15 protein-coding genes are annotated in these 14608 nt (G+C 70.9%); 7 read left to right on the top strand and 8 right to left on the bottom strand.

Translation table 11 applies throughout. The features are described from left to right. Positions 1-141 precede the first annotated feature (141 nt). The 6 genes from ACXKZB_RS02230 (at position 142) to ACXKZB_RS02205 (ending at position 5227) form a co-directional block, all read left to right on the top strand. Entirely contained in the window at positions 142-2538 is a 2397-nt protein-coding gene (locus tag ACXKZB_RS02230; protein ID WP_396289970.1) for a phosphoketolase family protein, read from the top strand. 93 nt (positions 2539-2631) lie between these two features. Further along, entirely contained in the window at positions 2632-2961 is a 330-nt protein-coding gene (locus ACXKZB_RS02225; RefSeq protein WP_488824537.1) for a hypothetical protein, read from the top strand. Beyond that, on the top strand, positions 2961-3176 hold the full coding sequence (locus ACXKZB_RS02220; RefSeq protein WP_111085822.1) for a hypothetical protein: 216 nt from the start codon (positions 2961-2963) through the stop codon (positions 3174-3176). The genes ACXKZB_RS02225 and ACXKZB_RS02220 overlap by 1 nt, the downstream gene beginning before the upstream one ends. 33 nt (positions 3177-3209) lie before the next feature. Further along, the gene (locus ACXKZB_RS02215; RefSeq protein ID WP_488824536.1) at positions 3210-3893 is read left to right on the top strand and encodes a fumarylacetoacetate hydrolase family protein; all 684 of its coding nucleotides are present in this window, start codon (positions 3210-3212) and stop codon (positions 3891-3893) included. 159 nt (positions 3894-4052) lie between these two features. After that, positions 4053-5039 carry a sugar phosphate isomerase/epimerase family protein gene (locus ACXKZB_RS02210; RefSeq protein WP_488824535.1) on the top strand — a complete coding sequence of 329 codons (987 nt, stop codon included), beginning with the start codon at positions 4053-4055 and terminating at the stop codon, positions 5037-5039. Positions 5040-5050: 11 nt separating this feature from the next. Continuing rightward, positions 5051-5227 (top strand): hypothetical protein, encoded by a 177-nt coding sequence (locus tag ACXKZB_RS02205; protein ID WP_488824534.1) that lies wholly within the window; start codon positions 5051-5053, stop codon positions 5225-5227. A gap of 3 nt (positions 5228-5230) precedes the next feature. Here ACXKZB_RS02205 and ACXKZB_RS02200 read toward each other — a convergent pair whose 3' ends face one another. From ACXKZB_RS02200 to ACXKZB_RS02165, 8 genes are all read right to left on the bottom strand, one after another. Beyond that, a complete protein-coding gene (locus ACXKZB_RS02200) occupies positions 5231-5560 on the bottom strand; it encodes a hypothetical protein (protein WP_123310728.1) in 330 nt (109 codons plus the stop codon). After that, positions 5557-6126, bottom strand: coding sequence for a hypothetical protein (locus ACXKZB_RS02195; RefSeq protein WP_488824533.1), 570 nt, complete (start codon positions 6124-6126; stop codon positions 5557-5559). The genes ACXKZB_RS02200 and ACXKZB_RS02195 overlap by 4 nt, the downstream gene beginning before the upstream one ends. After that, positions 6123-6653: an RNA polymerase sigma factor gene (locus tag ACXKZB_RS02190; RefSeq protein ID WP_340195976.1), complete on the bottom strand. Its 531-nt coding sequence runs from the start codon at positions 6651-6653 to the stop codon at positions 6123-6125. The genes ACXKZB_RS02195 and ACXKZB_RS02190 overlap by 4 nt, the downstream gene beginning before the upstream one ends. Before the next feature lie 266 nt (positions 6654-6919). Then, positions 6920-7075, bottom strand: a complete 156-nt coding sequence (locus ACXKZB_RS02185; protein WP_488824532.1) for a hypothetical protein — start codon at positions 7073-7075, stop codon at positions 6920-6922. 166 nt (positions 7076-7241) lie between these two features. Continuing rightward, positions 7242-9758: an ATP-dependent DNA ligase gene (locus ACXKZB_RS02180; protein ID WP_488824531.1), complete on the bottom strand. Its 2517-nt coding sequence runs from the start codon at positions 9756-9758 to the stop codon at positions 7242-7244. Next, positions 9755-10645 carry an SDR family oxidoreductase gene (locus ACXKZB_RS02175; RefSeq protein WP_488824530.1) on the bottom strand — a complete coding sequence of 297 codons (891 nt, stop codon included), beginning with the start codon at positions 10643-10645 and terminating at the stop codon, positions 9755-9757. Before ACXKZB_RS02175 ends, ACXKZB_RS02180 begins: the two co-directional genes overlap by 4 nt. 33 nt (positions 10646-10678) lie before the next feature. Continuing rightward, entirely contained in the window at positions 10679-12163 is a 1485-nt protein-coding gene (locus ACXKZB_RS02170; RefSeq protein ID WP_488824529.1) for a class I adenylate-forming enzyme family protein, read from the bottom strand. Further along, entirely contained in the window at positions 12160-13482 is a 1323-nt protein-coding gene (locus ACXKZB_RS02165) for an MFS transporter (protein WP_488824528.1), read from the bottom strand. The genes ACXKZB_RS02170 and ACXKZB_RS02165 overlap by 4 nt, the downstream gene beginning before the upstream one ends. 92 nt (positions 13483-13574) lie before the next feature. Here ACXKZB_RS02165 and ku point away from each other — a divergent pair, with 92 nt between their 5' ends. Then, positions 13575-14582 (top strand): non-homologous end joining protein Ku, encoded by a 1008-nt coding sequence (gene ku / locus ACXKZB_RS02160; protein WP_488824527.1) that lies wholly within the window; start codon positions 13575-13577, stop codon positions 14580-14582. Positions 14583-14608 lie beyond the last annotated feature (26 nt).

Here is a 14608-nt window from a genome sequence, read left to right as displayed (position 1 = left end):
TGTGGAAGCTGCGTGCCGGCCATGTCTGACCGGAGAGCGCCCTGGGCTTTTGCCCTGTGCAACTCATTCGGCGCACCCTCGCGATCGGTTTGGGACGTCTTTCCTGAGGTTTCCGGCACCGGGGTTTCGTAGCGTGGGCACATGGCCCCTGCGCACATCTCCACGACCGACCGACTCCGGGCGGTCGACGCCTGGTGGCGAGCCGCCAACTACCTGACGGTCGGGCAGATCTACCTGCTGGACAACCCGCTGCTCGAACGGCCGATCGAGCCCGGCGACATCAAGCCCCGGCTCCTCGGGCACTGGGGCACCTCCCCCGCCCTCAACCTCGTGTACGCGCACTGCAACGCCCTGATCGCGGAGACCGGGCGCGAGTTCCTGTACATCTGCGGCCCGGGACACGGCGGGCCGGCGATGAACGCGAACGCCTGGCTCGACGGCACCTGGGGCGAGCTGTACGCCGACGACGACCTGCAGCGCTTCTTCCGGCAGTTCTCGTTCCCCGGCGGGATCCCGTCGCACGCGGCACCGGAGACGCCCGGGTCGATCAACGAGGGCGGCGAGCTCGGCTACTCCCTCGCGCACGCGTACGGGGCCGCCCTCGACAACCCCGACCTGGTGGTCGCGTGCGTCGTCGGTGACGGGGAGGCGGAGACCGGTCCGCTCGCGGGGTCGTGGCAGGCGCACACCTTCCTCGATCCGGTGTCGGACGGTGCCGTGCTGCCGATCCTCAACCTCAACGGGTGGAAGATCGCGAACCCGACCGTCCTCGCCCGCATCCCCGGCGAGGACCTGACCGCCTACTTCCGCGGCCTCGGCTACGACCCGATCGTGGTCGACTCGCGGCGGGTCGACGACGACCCCTACGCCGTGCACGCCCTGTTCGACGGTGCGCTCCACCGGGCACTCGCCGCCATCGACGACATCCAAGCAGCAGCTCGAGCCCAGGCAGCACGCGCGGCGGCGGGACAGCCCGCGGGTGCCGCCGACCTGCGCCCGCGCTGGCCGATGATCATCCTCCGCACCCCGAAGGGGTGGACCGGGCCGAAGGAGGTCGACGGTCAGCAGGTGGAGGGGACGTTCCGCGCACACCAGGTGCCGCTGTCGAACGTCCGCGAGGACGACGGCCACCGGGCCCAGCTCGAGGAGTGGATGCGGTCCTACCGACCCGAGGAGCTCTTCGACGAGGACGGGAACCCCCTCGGGATCATGACGACGATCCGTCCCACCGGCGACGAGCGGATGAGCGCCACGCCCCATGCCAACGGCGGGCGCATCCGGACGGCCCTCGACCGTCCGGCGCTCGACGGGTACGGGGTACCGGCCGGTTCGACCGCCTCGGCCACCGGCACGCTCGGACCGTGGCTCGCCGCGCTGATCACGCAGAACGCGTCGACGTTCCGGCTCTTCGGCCCCGACGAGACGATCTCGAACAAGCTCGACGCGGTCTTCGACGTCACCTCGCGGGTGTGGCGGGCGCAGCGCGCGGTCGGGGACGAACACCTCGGGGCTCGCGGACGCGTGACCGAGGTCCTGTCCGAGCACCTGTTGGAGGGCATGCTCGAGGGCTACGTCCTCTCCGGCCGGCACGGGCTCCTGAACACCTACGAGGCGTTCGCCCACATCATCGACTCGATGGTCGGGCAGTACGCCAAGTGGCTCGAGTCCGCGACCGACATCGACTGGCGTGCACCCGTGTCGAACCTGTCGATCCTGCTGTCGTCGCACGTCTGGCGACAGGACCACAACGGGTTCTCCCACCAGGACCCCGGGTTCCTCGACGTCGTCGCGTCGAAGCAGCAGGACCTGGTCCGGATCAAGCTGCCGGCCGACGCCAACACCCTGCTCGCCGTCGCGGCGCACGCCTTCGAGACGACCGACCGCATCGAGGTGATCGTCGCCGGGAAGCACCCCGAGCCCGTCTTCCTGTCGCTCGAGGACGCCGTCGCCCACGTGGACGCGGGCCTCGGGGTCTGGGACTGGGCCGGCACCGAGCAGGAAGTCGGCCGCGTCGACGTGGTCCTCGCCTGCGCCGGCGACGTCCCCACCGTCGAGGCCGTCGCCGCCGCGGACATCATCCGGAAGCACGCGCCCGAGGTCGGCGTCCGGGTCGTCAACGTCGTCGACCTGCTCGCCCTCGGCGACCCGCGGAAGCACGAGCACCCGATCCCCGACGAGCGGTACGACGAGCTCTTCCTGCCCGGGACCCCGACGGTGTTCGCGTTCCACGGGTACCCGTCGCTCGTGCACCAGCTGACCTACCGCCGCAACGGCCACGACGACCTGCACGTGCACGGGTTCCTGGAGCGGGGCACGACGACGTCGCCGTTCGACATGCTCATGCGGAACGAGATGGACCGCTTCGCGCTGGCGCACGACGCCCTGACCCGGGTGGACGCCGACGCGCACGCCGATCTGCTCGCGACGCTGTCCGCAGCGCGGGACGCAGCGCGCACCTACGCGTACGACAAGGGCGAGGACCACGAGTCCGTCGACGGGTGGGAGTTCTCGGGGTGGCCGCAGGGCCCGTCCGCCTGATCCTTCCTGCACAGGCCGGGAGGCCCGGATCACCGTCCACAGGACCGGTCACGCCCACCGCGTGGCCGGTCCTGTGGCGTCAGGGTGGTCCACATGGATGTCGCGGTGACGAGTGCGGTCGTGTCGGTGGTCGGGGCTCTCGTGGCCGTCGGCGCGTTGGTCGTGTCGGTCGTCGACGGGCGCGCTGGGCGGCGAAATACCGAGTTCTTGGGGCACCGGGATCTCTGGTGGCAGCGTTGGTCGTGGGTCGCTGACCGCGCAACCTCGGACGACGAAAGCCAACGAGCCGCAGCCGCCCTGATGTCCGCGGCGCTCGTCACCAGGACCTGGACGACCGACGACGACACCTGGATGTCCCGGGCGCTCGCGGCGTCCGAAGCGCCACGACCGCACACGCACGAACCGCCGGAAGGAGAACGCTGATGATCTCGACGCTCACCGATGAGGCCTTCAAGCGCTTGCTCGACAACCGAGAGCTGACGACGCCACGGCTGCTTGCGAGCCCCCACTACGCGCCGCTCATGCGCGCGGAAGGCGCTGAAGAGGAACTCGCGCAACTGCGGATCGAGTGGCGCGAACGGCAGGAGCGCGCCCGCGCGCGGAAGCTCAAGTACGAGGCGTCCTTCGGTGAGAGCTGAACCGATGCCCTGCGAGCCTGCCACGCTGAGACCGTGACCGACCTCGTCATCCCGGCCCCGAGCCTCCCGACCGTCCCCACGACCACGGGCGCACGCTTCCCCGTCCGACGCGTCTTCTGCGTCGGCCGGAACTACGCGGCGCACGCACGCGAGATGGGACACGACCCGGACCGCGAGCCGCCGTTCTTCTTCACGAAACCGGCGGACGCCGTCGTCGTCGACGACGCGGACACCCCGTACCCGCCGCAGACGGCGCAGCTCGAGCACGAGGTCGAACTGGTCGTCGCGATCGGCACCGGCGGCGCGGACATCGGCATCGACGACGCGCTCGCCCACGTCTGGGGGTACGCGGTCGGCATCGACCTCACCCGACGCGACCTCCAGGCCGAGGCGAAGCGCCTCGGCCGTCCGTGGGACACCGCGAAGGGGTTCGATGCATCCGCACCGATCGGCGCGATCGCCCCGGCGCAGGGCATCGACCCCAGCGCGGGCAGCATCGAGCTCGTCGTCGACGGCGAACGACGGCAGGTCGGTGACCTGGCGGAGCAGATCTGGTCGGTGGCAGAGACGATCGCGGCGCTGTCGCGATCGGTGACGCTCGCCCCCGGGGACCTGCTCATGACGGGGACGCCCGAGGGGGTCGGGGCCCTGGAACGCGGACAACTCGTCGTCGGCACGATCGCCGGCGTCGGCACGGTCCGCACCCGCATCGTCTGACCGGCGTTTCCGTGGTGTGACGGGCCGCTGGGAGGGCTCGCAGGCGCGACGGGTATCCCTGGTGCGACGCCAGGTGGGGATCGCGGCGTCGCACACACGGGGCAGGACCATCGCGACGGGCGTCTGCAGCTGCTCCGGGATGACGGAGGTACGGCCGTGATGGAGCACGATCTGCTGGCGACGTCGTGGACGTGGGCGGGCGACGAGACCATCCGCGAGCGCGTCCACGCGGTCGGTGCCGCAGGGTTCGCGGGACTCTCGTTGTCCCTCGACGACCTGCACGAGGTGCGCGCGACGACGGGGTTCGCCGAACTCCGCCGCGTGCTCGACGGCGCGGGCATCGTCTGGGTCCAGCTGGGGCCGCTCGACCGCTGGTGGACGTGCACGAACCGGACGGACGACGACGACGCCGACCGCGGGGTGGTCCTCGAGGCGGCGGCGGCGCTCCGTGCCTGGCAGGTGATCGCTCGGGCCGACACGTCGTTGCCCGGAGCCTCACCCCTCACGATGGCCGACGACTGGACGGTGCTCGCCGACCAGGCCGCCGCCGTCGGTGCGCAACTCGTCCTCGAACCCGAGCCGTGGTCGAACCTGCCGACGATCGAACGGGCTGCACGCTTCGTCGCAGCGGCTGGCCACCCGAACGGTGGGCTGCTGCTCGACGCGATGCACGCCCTGCGCGGTGGATCCACGTTGGCGTCGATCCGGCAGGGCGTCGCGCCCGCGACGCTCGCGGCGGTCGAGCTGAGCGACGGGCTCCTGCACACCCCGTCCGGCATGACCCTGTCCGAGGAGGCCCGCGAGGCGCGGTACCTGCCCGGAGCGGGCGCATGGGACCTGCCGGGGCTCGTGCGGACGGTGCGGGAGCTCGGCTTCGACGAGCCGTGGGGCGTCGAGGTCCGGACGCCCGGCCACCGGGCGATGCCCATCGGGGACGCACTCCGGACGGCCGCGGCGGCGACCCGCGCCGTGCTCGACGCAGCCGACGCGTACGGCGCACCGGCCGCGCCCGCGATGCCCTCGTCGCCGGCGCCGACCTCGGCGGTCGACTTCGAGCCGGCGCACCCCGGCACGCGCGGCTCGACCCAGCCGGGATCCCGCCGCCCGGCCGGACGCCGTGACGCCGACACAGGCACGCCCGCGTAGCCTGCTGGAGCATGAGCGACCAGACAGCACACGACGACGATCTCCTCCGCCGCTCGCAGGCGTCCATCGACGAGGCCAAGGCCGCTGCGGCCGAGGTGTCCGAACCCGGCGAGGACGAGCTCGTCGACGAGGACCTGCCCGTCGCGGACGATGCCGAGCCGACGGACGGACCGGCACCGGCTCCCTGACGTTCAGTCGATCTCGACGACGCGGACCGTGACGTCGGAGGGCGCTGCACCGAGGGAGTGGTGCGCGGCCGCCACGACGGCGTCCCGCACCGACCGGAGGACCGCGATCGTCGGCACGGCCCGGTCGGTCGTGACGACCACACGGACACGTGCTCCGTCCGGCCGGTCCTGGACGAGCACGGCCCCTCCGTCCCGCGGGATCTCGAGCACGGAGCGGACGTCGCGGACGAGCGTGGCGAGTCCGGGTCCGGGCGGCAGCACCGATCGGACTCCGGGCACCGCGAGGACGACCGCGGTGAGTTCACGGGAGACGGCGCGGACGTCGGCGGTCACGGTGTCCCTCCGACCACGACGTCGGCGACGCGGACGACCACGCTGCGGATCCTGAACGGTGCGTGCGCACCGAGCACCGCGGTGACGTGCGCGCGGAGCGCCTCGGCACGGTCCGACACGGATGCCTCGAGCGTGGCCACGACGGTGATGTCGACGTCCACGGCACCGCCGGGGACCCCGACGTCGCCGCTGAAGCGGGTCCGACGGACGACGACGCCGGGTACGTCGTCGCCGAGGGTGCGGACGAGCCCGCGCAGTGCGCCCTCGGTGACGACCAGGTGCGCGGCGGGATCGTCGTCGGGGACCGGGATGTCCCGTCCGGCGTGAGCGGTCGTCCGGATGGACGCGAGCACCGAGCTGATCCAGCGCTCGTCGCCGTCGGCGGACGCCTCGGTGTCGAGCAGGTCCTGTGATGCCCGTCGCAGCACCTGCAGCCGCTCGAGGGCGGCGACGGCATCGGGGTCACCCTCGATGTCGGCCCGGGCCGGGGTCCGGTCGGCGTCGAGGTAGTCGGAGAGTTCGTCCAGCGTGAAGGCACCGTGACGGTCGTCGACGTCGTCGCTCATCGCCACCCCTCCATCTGTTCGATCACGCGTCGCCGCGCACGGGCGAGCAACCCGCGGACGGTCGGTGCGGACAGCCCGGTCGCCTCGGCGATCTCGGCGTAGGGCGCCCCACCCACCTCGCGCATCACCCAGACGGCGCGCTGTGCATCCGGGAGTGCCTGCACGATACGCGCGAGTTCCCGCACCTGCATCCGGGCGGCGACCACCTCGTCGACGGGCCGTTCGTCCGGCGCGTCGACCATCGCTTCGAGGTCCGCGTGCGGGTGCCGACGGCGGAGCCGGTCGAGCGCCTTGTTCGCTGCGATGCGGAACAGCCAGTTGCGCACCCGCTCCGGGTCCTCGACCCGGTCGATGCGTTGCCAGGCCTGCAGAGCGGCTTCCTGGACGGCGTCGTCGGCCTCCCCGTCGCCGTACCCGAGGATCCGCGCCGCGTAGGCCCGCATGTGGGGTCCGTACCGGCGGATCAACACCCCGAACGCGGCCGTGTCGCCGTCGGCGCTGCGCTCGACGAGCGACGCGTCGGACAACGCCGCGAGGGCTTCGTCGCTGGACAGGAGCAGCTCCTCTGCGCGATCTCGGGTTCTCGTGTGACGAATCGGGCGTTCGTCACGTCCTTAGTACGTGCCTACCAGGCGCGCCTCCGCGCATCTGGTGCCAGCGCGCCGTGGCCGGCCATCCCTGAAGGGTCGGTCACGGTGCCTCAACGGCGGCCCGTGCGCTCCCTGATCCGGTGCACGGGTCGCCTTCCCCCGCCCCGGTGTCCACTCGCCGACGCGCCGACGCGCCGACGCGCCTACTCGTCGGTCTCGTCGGCGAGGAAGTCCGCGTAGGTCACTTCGGTGTCGGTCACCACGGTCCCCGGATCGACCGGGCTCCGTGCGGCACGATCCCCGTCGATCGCGACGCGCTCCTCGGCCGTGAACGGCGGCAGGTACTTGCTCGAGCTCATCCCCAGGCCCTTTCGTCCCGGCGAACGTAACAGTCGGCGGCGGACCAGCGGTCGACCGGGTCGAAACGTCCCCCGCCGGGGCGACGGACGGGGGACGGAATTTCGCCACGGGCGGACCCCATGCGCACGCATCAGCGCGTTCGCAAGCTGGCACACGGCGGGCAGGTCAGCGCTCGCGCACCACGTCCTCGGGCTCCTTGTCCGGTCGCCAGCCCCGCCAGGACGGCTGCCGCAGGCGCCCGTCACCGGTCCACTCGGCGAACTCGACCTCGCCCACCCGCTTCGGTGTGACCCACTGTGCGTCCCGTGCGTCGACCCGTGGGACGTCGACGAACGGCGAGGTCTTCCGATCGAGCGGGCGCAACGCTGCGGCGATCTCATCGAGGTCGCGATCACGGAACCCCGTGCCGACCTTGCCGATGTACTCGAGTCCGTCCGGCCCGGGTACGCCCAGCAGCAGCGAGCCGACCCCGCCCGCACGACGACCGCTGCCCGGCTTCCACCCACCGACCACCACTTCCTGCGTGGCGTGGTGCTTCAGCTTCAGCCATGCCTCGGACCGCCTGCCCTCGGCGTACTTCGAGCTGCGCTTCTTCGCGACGACGCCCTCGAGGCCCTGCTCCCGTGACGACGCCATCACGCCGTCCAGGTCGCCCTGTGAGGCCGGCGGCACGTCGATGGCCCCGCCGGGCTCCACGACGGTCTCGAGTGCCTGCCGACGCGCGTCGTACGCCAGGCGGGTGAGTTCGTGTCCGTCGGCCTCGAGCACGTCGAAGAGCAGGAACCGCACGGGGGTCGCCTGCTGCGCTGCCCGCACCTCGCGCGCCTTCGTCAGGCCCATCCGGTTCTGCAGGAGCTGGAAGCTCGGGCGGCCCCGGTCGTCGAACGCGACGATCTCACCGTCGAAGACCCCGTCGACCCCGGCACGGTCGCCGAGTTCCTGGAGTTCCGGGTACTGCTCCGTCAGGTCGTTGTCGTTCCGGCTGCGAAGCGTCACCGAGCCGTCCCGGACGGTGGCGAGTGCACGGACGCCGTCCCACTTCATCTCGAACGCCCAGTCGGCTGGGTCCAGCCGGGGCGCGTCCTTCGCCAGTGTGGCCTGCATGGTCCGCCGGTCCGCCGGCGCGGTGTCCGCACGGCTGGCTCCGGTGATGCGCCGCTGCCCGTCGCGGTGTGCGGCGGTCGACCGGGAGGCTCGCCCCGCGTCCGCCGCGCCACCGCCGTCCGCCAGACGGTCGGGTTGCTCCTTCGTGCGGTGGATGAGCCAGTTCTTCTCGTCCCCGGCGCCACCCCGCCCGCGGGTGTGCAGGAGCGCCAGTCGGCGAGCGCCGCCGGTCCGGCCGTGCAGGGTGACGATGACCTCTTCGCCCTCGCGCCACTTCTCCAGCTCGTACGTGCCGTCGTCCCAGAGCGTCACCGTGCCGCCGCCGTACTCGTCCTTCGGGATCGTGCCCTCGAACGCGCCGTACTCGAGCGGGTGGTCCTCGGTCTGCACCGCCAGGTGGTTCTTCCCCGGGTCGGTCGGTTCGCCCTTCGGCAGGGCCCAGCTCACGAGCACGCCGTCGTGCTCGAGCCGGAAGTCGTAGTGGTCGCGGGTGGCGTGGTGTTCCTGGATCACGAACGTCGGGGTGCCGTCCTTCCGGACCGTGGGGGCTCCTTCGGGCACCGGTTCGGGCGTCTTCGAGGCATCACGCTTCGCGCGGTAGGCGGTGAGCCGGTCGCGCGCCGGCTGCTCGGCCTCGTTCGCACGCTCGGTCCGGTCGCTATCCCAGTGACCGTGGTCGTCGCGCCCGACGGCCAACGAGCCGGACGCAACCGGGTGCAGGTGGTCCCCACGGGCCTCCAGGCGTTCGAGGACCTCGTCCAACGTGAGCTGCGCGAGCCCGCGCTCCTCGAGCTCCTTCCAGGTGCGGGGAGCGGCGACCGTCGGGCGCTCGCGCCCGCGCAACGAGTAGGGCGCGATCGTCGTCTTGTTGCCGTTGTTCTGCGACCAGTCGACGAACACCTTGCCCGTCCGCTCGGCCCGGCTCATCGACGACAGCACCAGGTCGGGCAGGTCGTGCTCGAGGGCCTTCGCGAGTTCGTGCGCGACGTCGGACACGTTCCCCGTGGTCGACCGGCCGTCGAGGGCGGCGTACAGGTGGATGCCCTTCGAACCGGAGGTCACCGGGTACGGGTCGAGGCCCATGCCGTGCAGGATCTCGCGCGCCGCGACGGCCACCTCGACGCACTCGGGCAGGCCGACTCCCTCGCCGGGGTCCAGGTCGAGCACGAGACGGTCCGGGTTCTGCTGCCCGCCACGGGGACCGAACCGCCACTGCGGCACGTGCAGCTCGAGTGCGGCCTGCTGCGCCATCCACACGAGGGTCGGCAGGTCGTCGACGATCGGGTACTCGTTGTCGTGCTCGGAGTGGTGGATGGTGCGGTGACGGACCCAGTCCGGGGCGGAGTCCGGCAGGTTCTTCTCGAAGAAGACCTTGCCGTCGACGCCGTTCGCCCACCGCTTCCGGGTCACCGGGCGGTCCTTGACGTGCGGGATCATCCACGGCGCCACACGCTCGTAGTACTCGATCACCCGTCCCTTGGTCGTGCCGGTCTCGGGGTAGAGGACCTTGTCGGTGTTGGTGAGCGCCAGTCGTCGGTCGCCGACCAGGACGACGGTCTTGCGGGACGCCGGACTCACAGCGCCACCCCGGTCGCTCCCGCCACCGTCAGGGTCGTGCCCGAGGTGTACGACGACTCCGGCCCCGCCAGGTACACGTAGGCGCTGCCGAGCTCGACGGGCTGCGCCGGCCGCCCGAACGGGGTGTCCTGGCCGTAGCGCGCGATCTCGTCGCCGGGGTAGCTGATCGGCTGCAGTGGCGTCCACACCGGCCCGGGCACCACCGTGTTCGCCCGGATACCCTTCGCGGCGAGCTGCCGCGCGAGGCCGTTCGTGTACGTGATGATCGCGGCCTTCGTCGCCGCGTAGTCGATCATGCGGTCCTGCGGCTGGTAGGCGGACACCGAGCTCGTCGTCACGATCGAACTACCCGGTGCCATGTGCGGGACCGCGGCGCGGACCAACCAGAACAGCGAGTACAGGTTGACCTTCATCGTGCGGTCGAAGTCCTCGGTCGATTGCTCGGTGACGTCCTCGTGCACCAGCTGGTGGCCGGCGACCAGCACCAGGGCGTCCAGCCCGCCGAGGTCGCGCACCGCGGTCCGGACGAGTTCGTCGCAGAAGCCCTCGTCCGTCAGGTCACCGGGCAGCATCACGGCGTTGCGGCCGAGGTCGGCGATGACGTCACGGACCTCGGTCAGGTCGTCGATCTCCTCGGGCAGGGCGTTCAGTGCGACGTCGGCCCCTTCCTTCGCCATCGCGATCGCCGCCGCCCGACCGATGCCGGAGTCGGCACCCGTGACGAGCACGCGGTACCCGCGCATCCGCCCCGTGCCGAGGTACGAGCCCTCGCCGTGGTCGGGCGGCGGGTCCATGGCACTCGCCAGCCCTGACCCCTGCTGTGTCTGCGCGGGGAAGGGCGGGCGCGGGAACTGCTCACGCGGGTCCTGCTTGTCGAGCTGGCTCATGCGCCCATCGTGCTCGGCTCGCGCCGTGAACGGTCAGGGACGCGACAGGTCGTTGCGCAGTTCCGCCCGTTGCACCTTCCCGGTCGGTGCGCGCGGCAGGTCCGCGACGACGATGATCTCGACGGGTCGCCGGAACCGGGTCAGGTGGGCTTCGGCACGTGCGGTGAGGTCCACGGCGAGATCGCTGTCGTCCTCGTCGCCGGGTTGCGGGATGACGTACGCCACCGGCACCGAACCGAGGACGTCGTGCGGACGACCCACGACGACGGCTTCGAGGACGCGGGGATCACCGAGCAGCACGTCCTCGACCTCGGCCGGGTAGACCTTCTCCCCGCCCCGGTTGATCACGTCGTCGGAACGCCCGGCCAGCGACACCCAGCCGTCCGGCGAGACCGAGCCGAGGTCCCCGGTGCTGAGCCACCCGTCGGCGTCGAAGCGCTCCGGGACACGGCCGAACAGGTAGCGACGGACGATGCCCGGCCCCCGCACCCACAATGCACCGAGTTCACCGGCGGGCAGCACGCGGCCGTCCTCGCCGCGGACCTGGACCTCCGACCCGACCGGAACGCCGACGGAGCCAGGGCGTGTGGGTGCACCGAGCGGTGTGGCCGTGATCTGTGACGCGCCCTCGGTCATTCCCCAACTGACGACGAGCGGCACGTCGCCGAGTGCCGCTCGAACGGGTTCGGGCAACGGGGCGGAAGCGCTCCGCACGAAGCGCAGCCCGGCCGGGAAAGCGAGCGGGCCGGTCTTCGACAGCACCGCCAGGATGGCCGGAACCGCGTTCAGCCAGGTGATGCGGCGCTCGGCGAGCAGGTCCCAGAACCCCGTCCGACGGAACCTCCGGTCGAGCACCAGCGTCGCACCGGCGACGAGCGTCGCGAGCAGACCGACGACCTCCGCGTTCACGTGGAACAACGGCAGCGAGTTGAAGCCACGGTCCTGGTCCGAGAGGCAGTTGTGCCGCGCGACGGCGCGTGCCACGAAGAGCAGCTGGGACTCCGGCAGCTCGACGCCCTTCGGAGTCCCCGTCGACCCGGACGTGAACAACACCACGGAACCCTCACCCGGTGCGTCCGGGCTCGCCGACGGGACGTCGCCGTCCCGGACGGCAGACGGGAGGAACGTGGTCGCGTCGATCCCGCACGAGGGAGTCCCGAGGAGGTCCCGGTCCAGCGCACGGTCCGACACCACGATCGACGCGCCGCCGATCAGGGCACCCAGCCGAGCCGGTTCGGAGACCGGTTGCCCGGTGTCCACCGGTACTGCCCGCCGCCCGGAGGCGAGCGCGGACAACTGCACGACCGCGAACGACAGCGGATCGCCCACGTCCACCAACACGGCGCCGGACGGTCCGACACCGATCGCGTCGAAGGTCGCGGACCACGCGGAGACGGCAGCGTCGAGTCCGCCGTACGTCAGGGTGCGGTCGGAGCGGGCGTCCTCGAGGAACGGGTGTTCACCGGACCCGCCGGCGCGCTCCGTGATGAGTTCGCGGAGGGGGCGATCGGCCGTCATCGCAGGACCTCCGCCTGCTCGGTGGTGCTCGAGCCCACCACGATCGTCCCGTTCACGGACCGCACGCGCTTCGGGTGCATGAACCACGCGACGACGATGGCCGCCCCGAGCAGCCCGATCGAGAGTCCGAACGGCGCCACCCATCCGGATGCGTCGATGAGGACACCGAAGACGATCGGCGAGACGACCCCGGCGACGCCGAACCCGGTGTTCATCAGGCCGGAAGCAGCACCGGACCACTGCGGCGCGACGTCCATCGGGATCGCCCAGAGGTTCGCGTTGCAGAGTTCCAGGAAGAAGAAGGACAGGGTGAGCGTCACCGTCGCGGTCAACAGGCTCTGCGCGAAGAGCAGCGGTGTCAGGCACACGAGTGCTCCGCCGAGTCCGATGACGAGGATGACCCGTCGCGCGTGCCGGACGTCGCCGCCCCTCGCCACGATCCTGTCGCTGAGCATCCCGCCGACGGTGTCCCCGACGACTCCGGCGAGCAGGATGATCGACGTGTACAGAGCGAAGCCGCCGATGCCGAGCCCGTAGGTGTCGCTGAGGAACGTCGGCAGCCAGGTGAGGAACACCCAGAGCGTCCAGCCGTAGCCGAAGTCCACGAAGGTGACCGGCAGGATCTGGGGGATCAAACGTCGCCACGGCGTCTTCTCGCGCGCCGTGGGGACACCCGGCGCGTGCAGGTCACCGAGTTCGACGAGCTCCTGCTTCGTCATCTTCGGGTGGTCCTCGGGGCGGTCGCGGAACAGGACCCACCACACCCCAGCCCAGATCACGCTGAGGGCTGCCACGACCAGGAAGGAGCTCCGCCAGCCGGCGACGACGATCAGGCCGGCGACGATGAGCGGTGCGAGGGCGTTCCCGAGGCGGGCGGCAGAGTGCGTGATCCCCTGCGCGAAACCGTTCCGGTCGATCGGGATCCACTTGCTCATCGCCTGCGTCGCCGTGGGGAACGCCGCCGCTTCGGTCAGTCCCAGCAGCAGTCGTGCGCCGATCAACGACACGATCCCGACGCTGAAGCCGGTCAGGACGGTGGCCACGCCCCAGAGGACGGCGACGATCGCGAGCATCTTGCGCGGCCCGATCCGTCCACCCAACGCCCCGCCGAAGATCTGCAGGAACGCGTACGGCAGGGCGAACGCCGCCACGACGTAACCGGCCATCGTGTCCGTGAGACCGAGGTCTGCCTTGATGTACGGCAGCGCCGTGGAGATGTTGGTGCGGTCGATGTACGCGATCGCGTACATCACGCAGAGCATGAGCAGGACTCGACCGCGAACTCGGCGGCGCATCGGACTCGGGCGGTGGGCGCGCATGACAGACCTCTCGGGTTGAAATATGCCTATATCGTATGTCAGATACACCAACCTGTCGAGCGCGTTCGGAGAAGAGCGGGCATCATGTGCGCATGAGGTCGATCTGGAAGGGCTCCATCGCGTTCGGGCTCGTCAACGTGCCCATCAAGGTGTACGCAGCCACCGAGACGCACGACGTGTCCCTGCACCAGGTCCACGACGAGGACAAGGGCCGCATCCGCTACAAGCGCGTCTGCGAGTTCGGGCACGAGGTCGAGTACGCCGACATCCAGCGGGCCTACGACGACGGCGACAAGACCGTGGTGCTCACCGCGGACGACTTCAAGCAGCTCCCCGAGGAGCAGTCGCACGAGGTCGAGGTGCTCGAGTTCGTGCCCGTCGACCAGGTCGACCCGATGATGTTCGAGAAGACGTACTACCTGGAGCCCGACTCGCGCTCGCCGAAGGCCTACGTGCTGCTGCGCGAGACCCTGGCGAAGACCGACCGGTTGGCGATCGTGCAGTTCACGCTGCGCCAGAAGACCCGGCTCGGCGTACTCCGGGTCCACGACGACGTCATCCTGCTGCAGGGGCTGCTGTGGGGCGACGAGGTACGGGCGGCCGACTTCTCGGCACTGGACTCGTCGGTGAAGGTCAGCGCGAACGAGTTGAAGATGTCGTCGTCGCTGGTCGAGAGCATGTCGACGGACTTCGACCCCGACCGCTACACCGATTCGTACCAAGAGGAACTGCAGCAACTCATCGACGCCAAGCTCGACGCCGGTGACGACATCGACACCGAGAAGACGTTCGGCGCGAAGGACGACGAGGACGACGAGGGCGAGGGCGGCGACGTCCTGGACCTGATGGCCGCCCTGCGTGCGTCCGTGGACAAGAAGCGGACGGGAGGCTCGGGGTCGCGTTCGGCGTCGAGCTCGCGTTCGTCGTCGGGTTCGGACTCGAGCACGTCGGGCTCGACGAAGAAGGCACCGGCCGCGAAGGCGCCGGCGAAGAAGACTGCGCCCGCGAAGGCCACCGAGAAGAAGGCGCCGGCGAAGAAAGCACCCGCGAAGAAGCCCGCGGCGAAGAAGGCGCCCGCCGAGAAGAAGCAGGCGAGCTAGCAGCACGCGACACGAGCCGGTAACAC

The organism is Curtobacterium sp. ABR8 (assembly GCF_057812125.1).
Note: the sequence above shows the minus strand (reverse complement) of the source record. Positions and strands in the feature narration are given on the sequence as shown.

What these genes read in the sequence shown, in the direction of transcription:
- ACXKZB_RS02230 (WP_396289970.1), top strand. Translation starts at nt 142, where the DNA reads ATGGCCCCTGCGCACATCTCCACGACCGACCGACTCCGGGCGGTCGAC.
- ACXKZB_RS02225 (WP_488824537.1), top strand. Translation starts at nt 2,632, where the DNA reads ATGGATGTCGCGGTGACGAGTGCGGTCGTGTCGGTGGTCGGGGCTCTC.
- ACXKZB_RS02220 (WP_111085822.1), top strand. Translation starts at nt 2,961, where the DNA reads ATGATCTCGACGCTCACCGATGAGGCCTTCAAGCGCTTGCTCGACAAC.
- ACXKZB_RS02210 (WP_488824535.1), top strand. Translation starts at nt 4,053, where the DNA reads ATGGAGCACGATCTGCTGGCGACGTCGTGGACGTGGGCGGGCGACGAG.
- ACXKZB_RS02205 (WP_488824534.1), top strand. Translation starts at nt 5,051, where the DNA reads ATGAGCGACCAGACAGCACACGACGACGATCTCCTCCGCCGCTCGCAG.
- ACXKZB_RS02195 (WP_488824533.1), bottom strand. Translation starts at nt 6,126, where the DNA reads ATGAGCGACGACGTCGACGACCGTCACGGTGCCTTCACGCTGGACGAA.
- ACXKZB_RS02185 (WP_488824532.1), bottom strand. Translation starts at nt 7,075, where the DNA reads ATGAGCTCGAGCAAGTACCTGCCGCCGTTCACGGCCGAGGAGCGCGTC.
- ACXKZB_RS02175 (WP_488824530.1), bottom strand. Translation starts at nt 10,645, where the DNA reads ATGAGCCAGCTCGACAAGCAGGACCCGCGTGAGCAGTTCCCGCGCCCG.
- ACXKZB_RS02170 (WP_488824529.1), bottom strand. Translation starts at nt 12,163, where the DNA reads ATGACGGCCGATCGCCCCCTCCGCGAACTCATCACGGAGCGCGCCGGC.
- ACXKZB_RS02165 (WP_488824528.1), bottom strand. Translation starts at nt 13,482, where the DNA reads ATGCGCGCCCACCGCCCGAGTCCGATGCGCCGCCGAGTTCGCGGTCGA.
- ku (WP_488824527.1), top strand. Translation starts at nt 13,575, where the DNA reads ATGAGGTCGATCTGGAAGGGCTCCATCGCGTTCGGGCTCGTCAACGTG.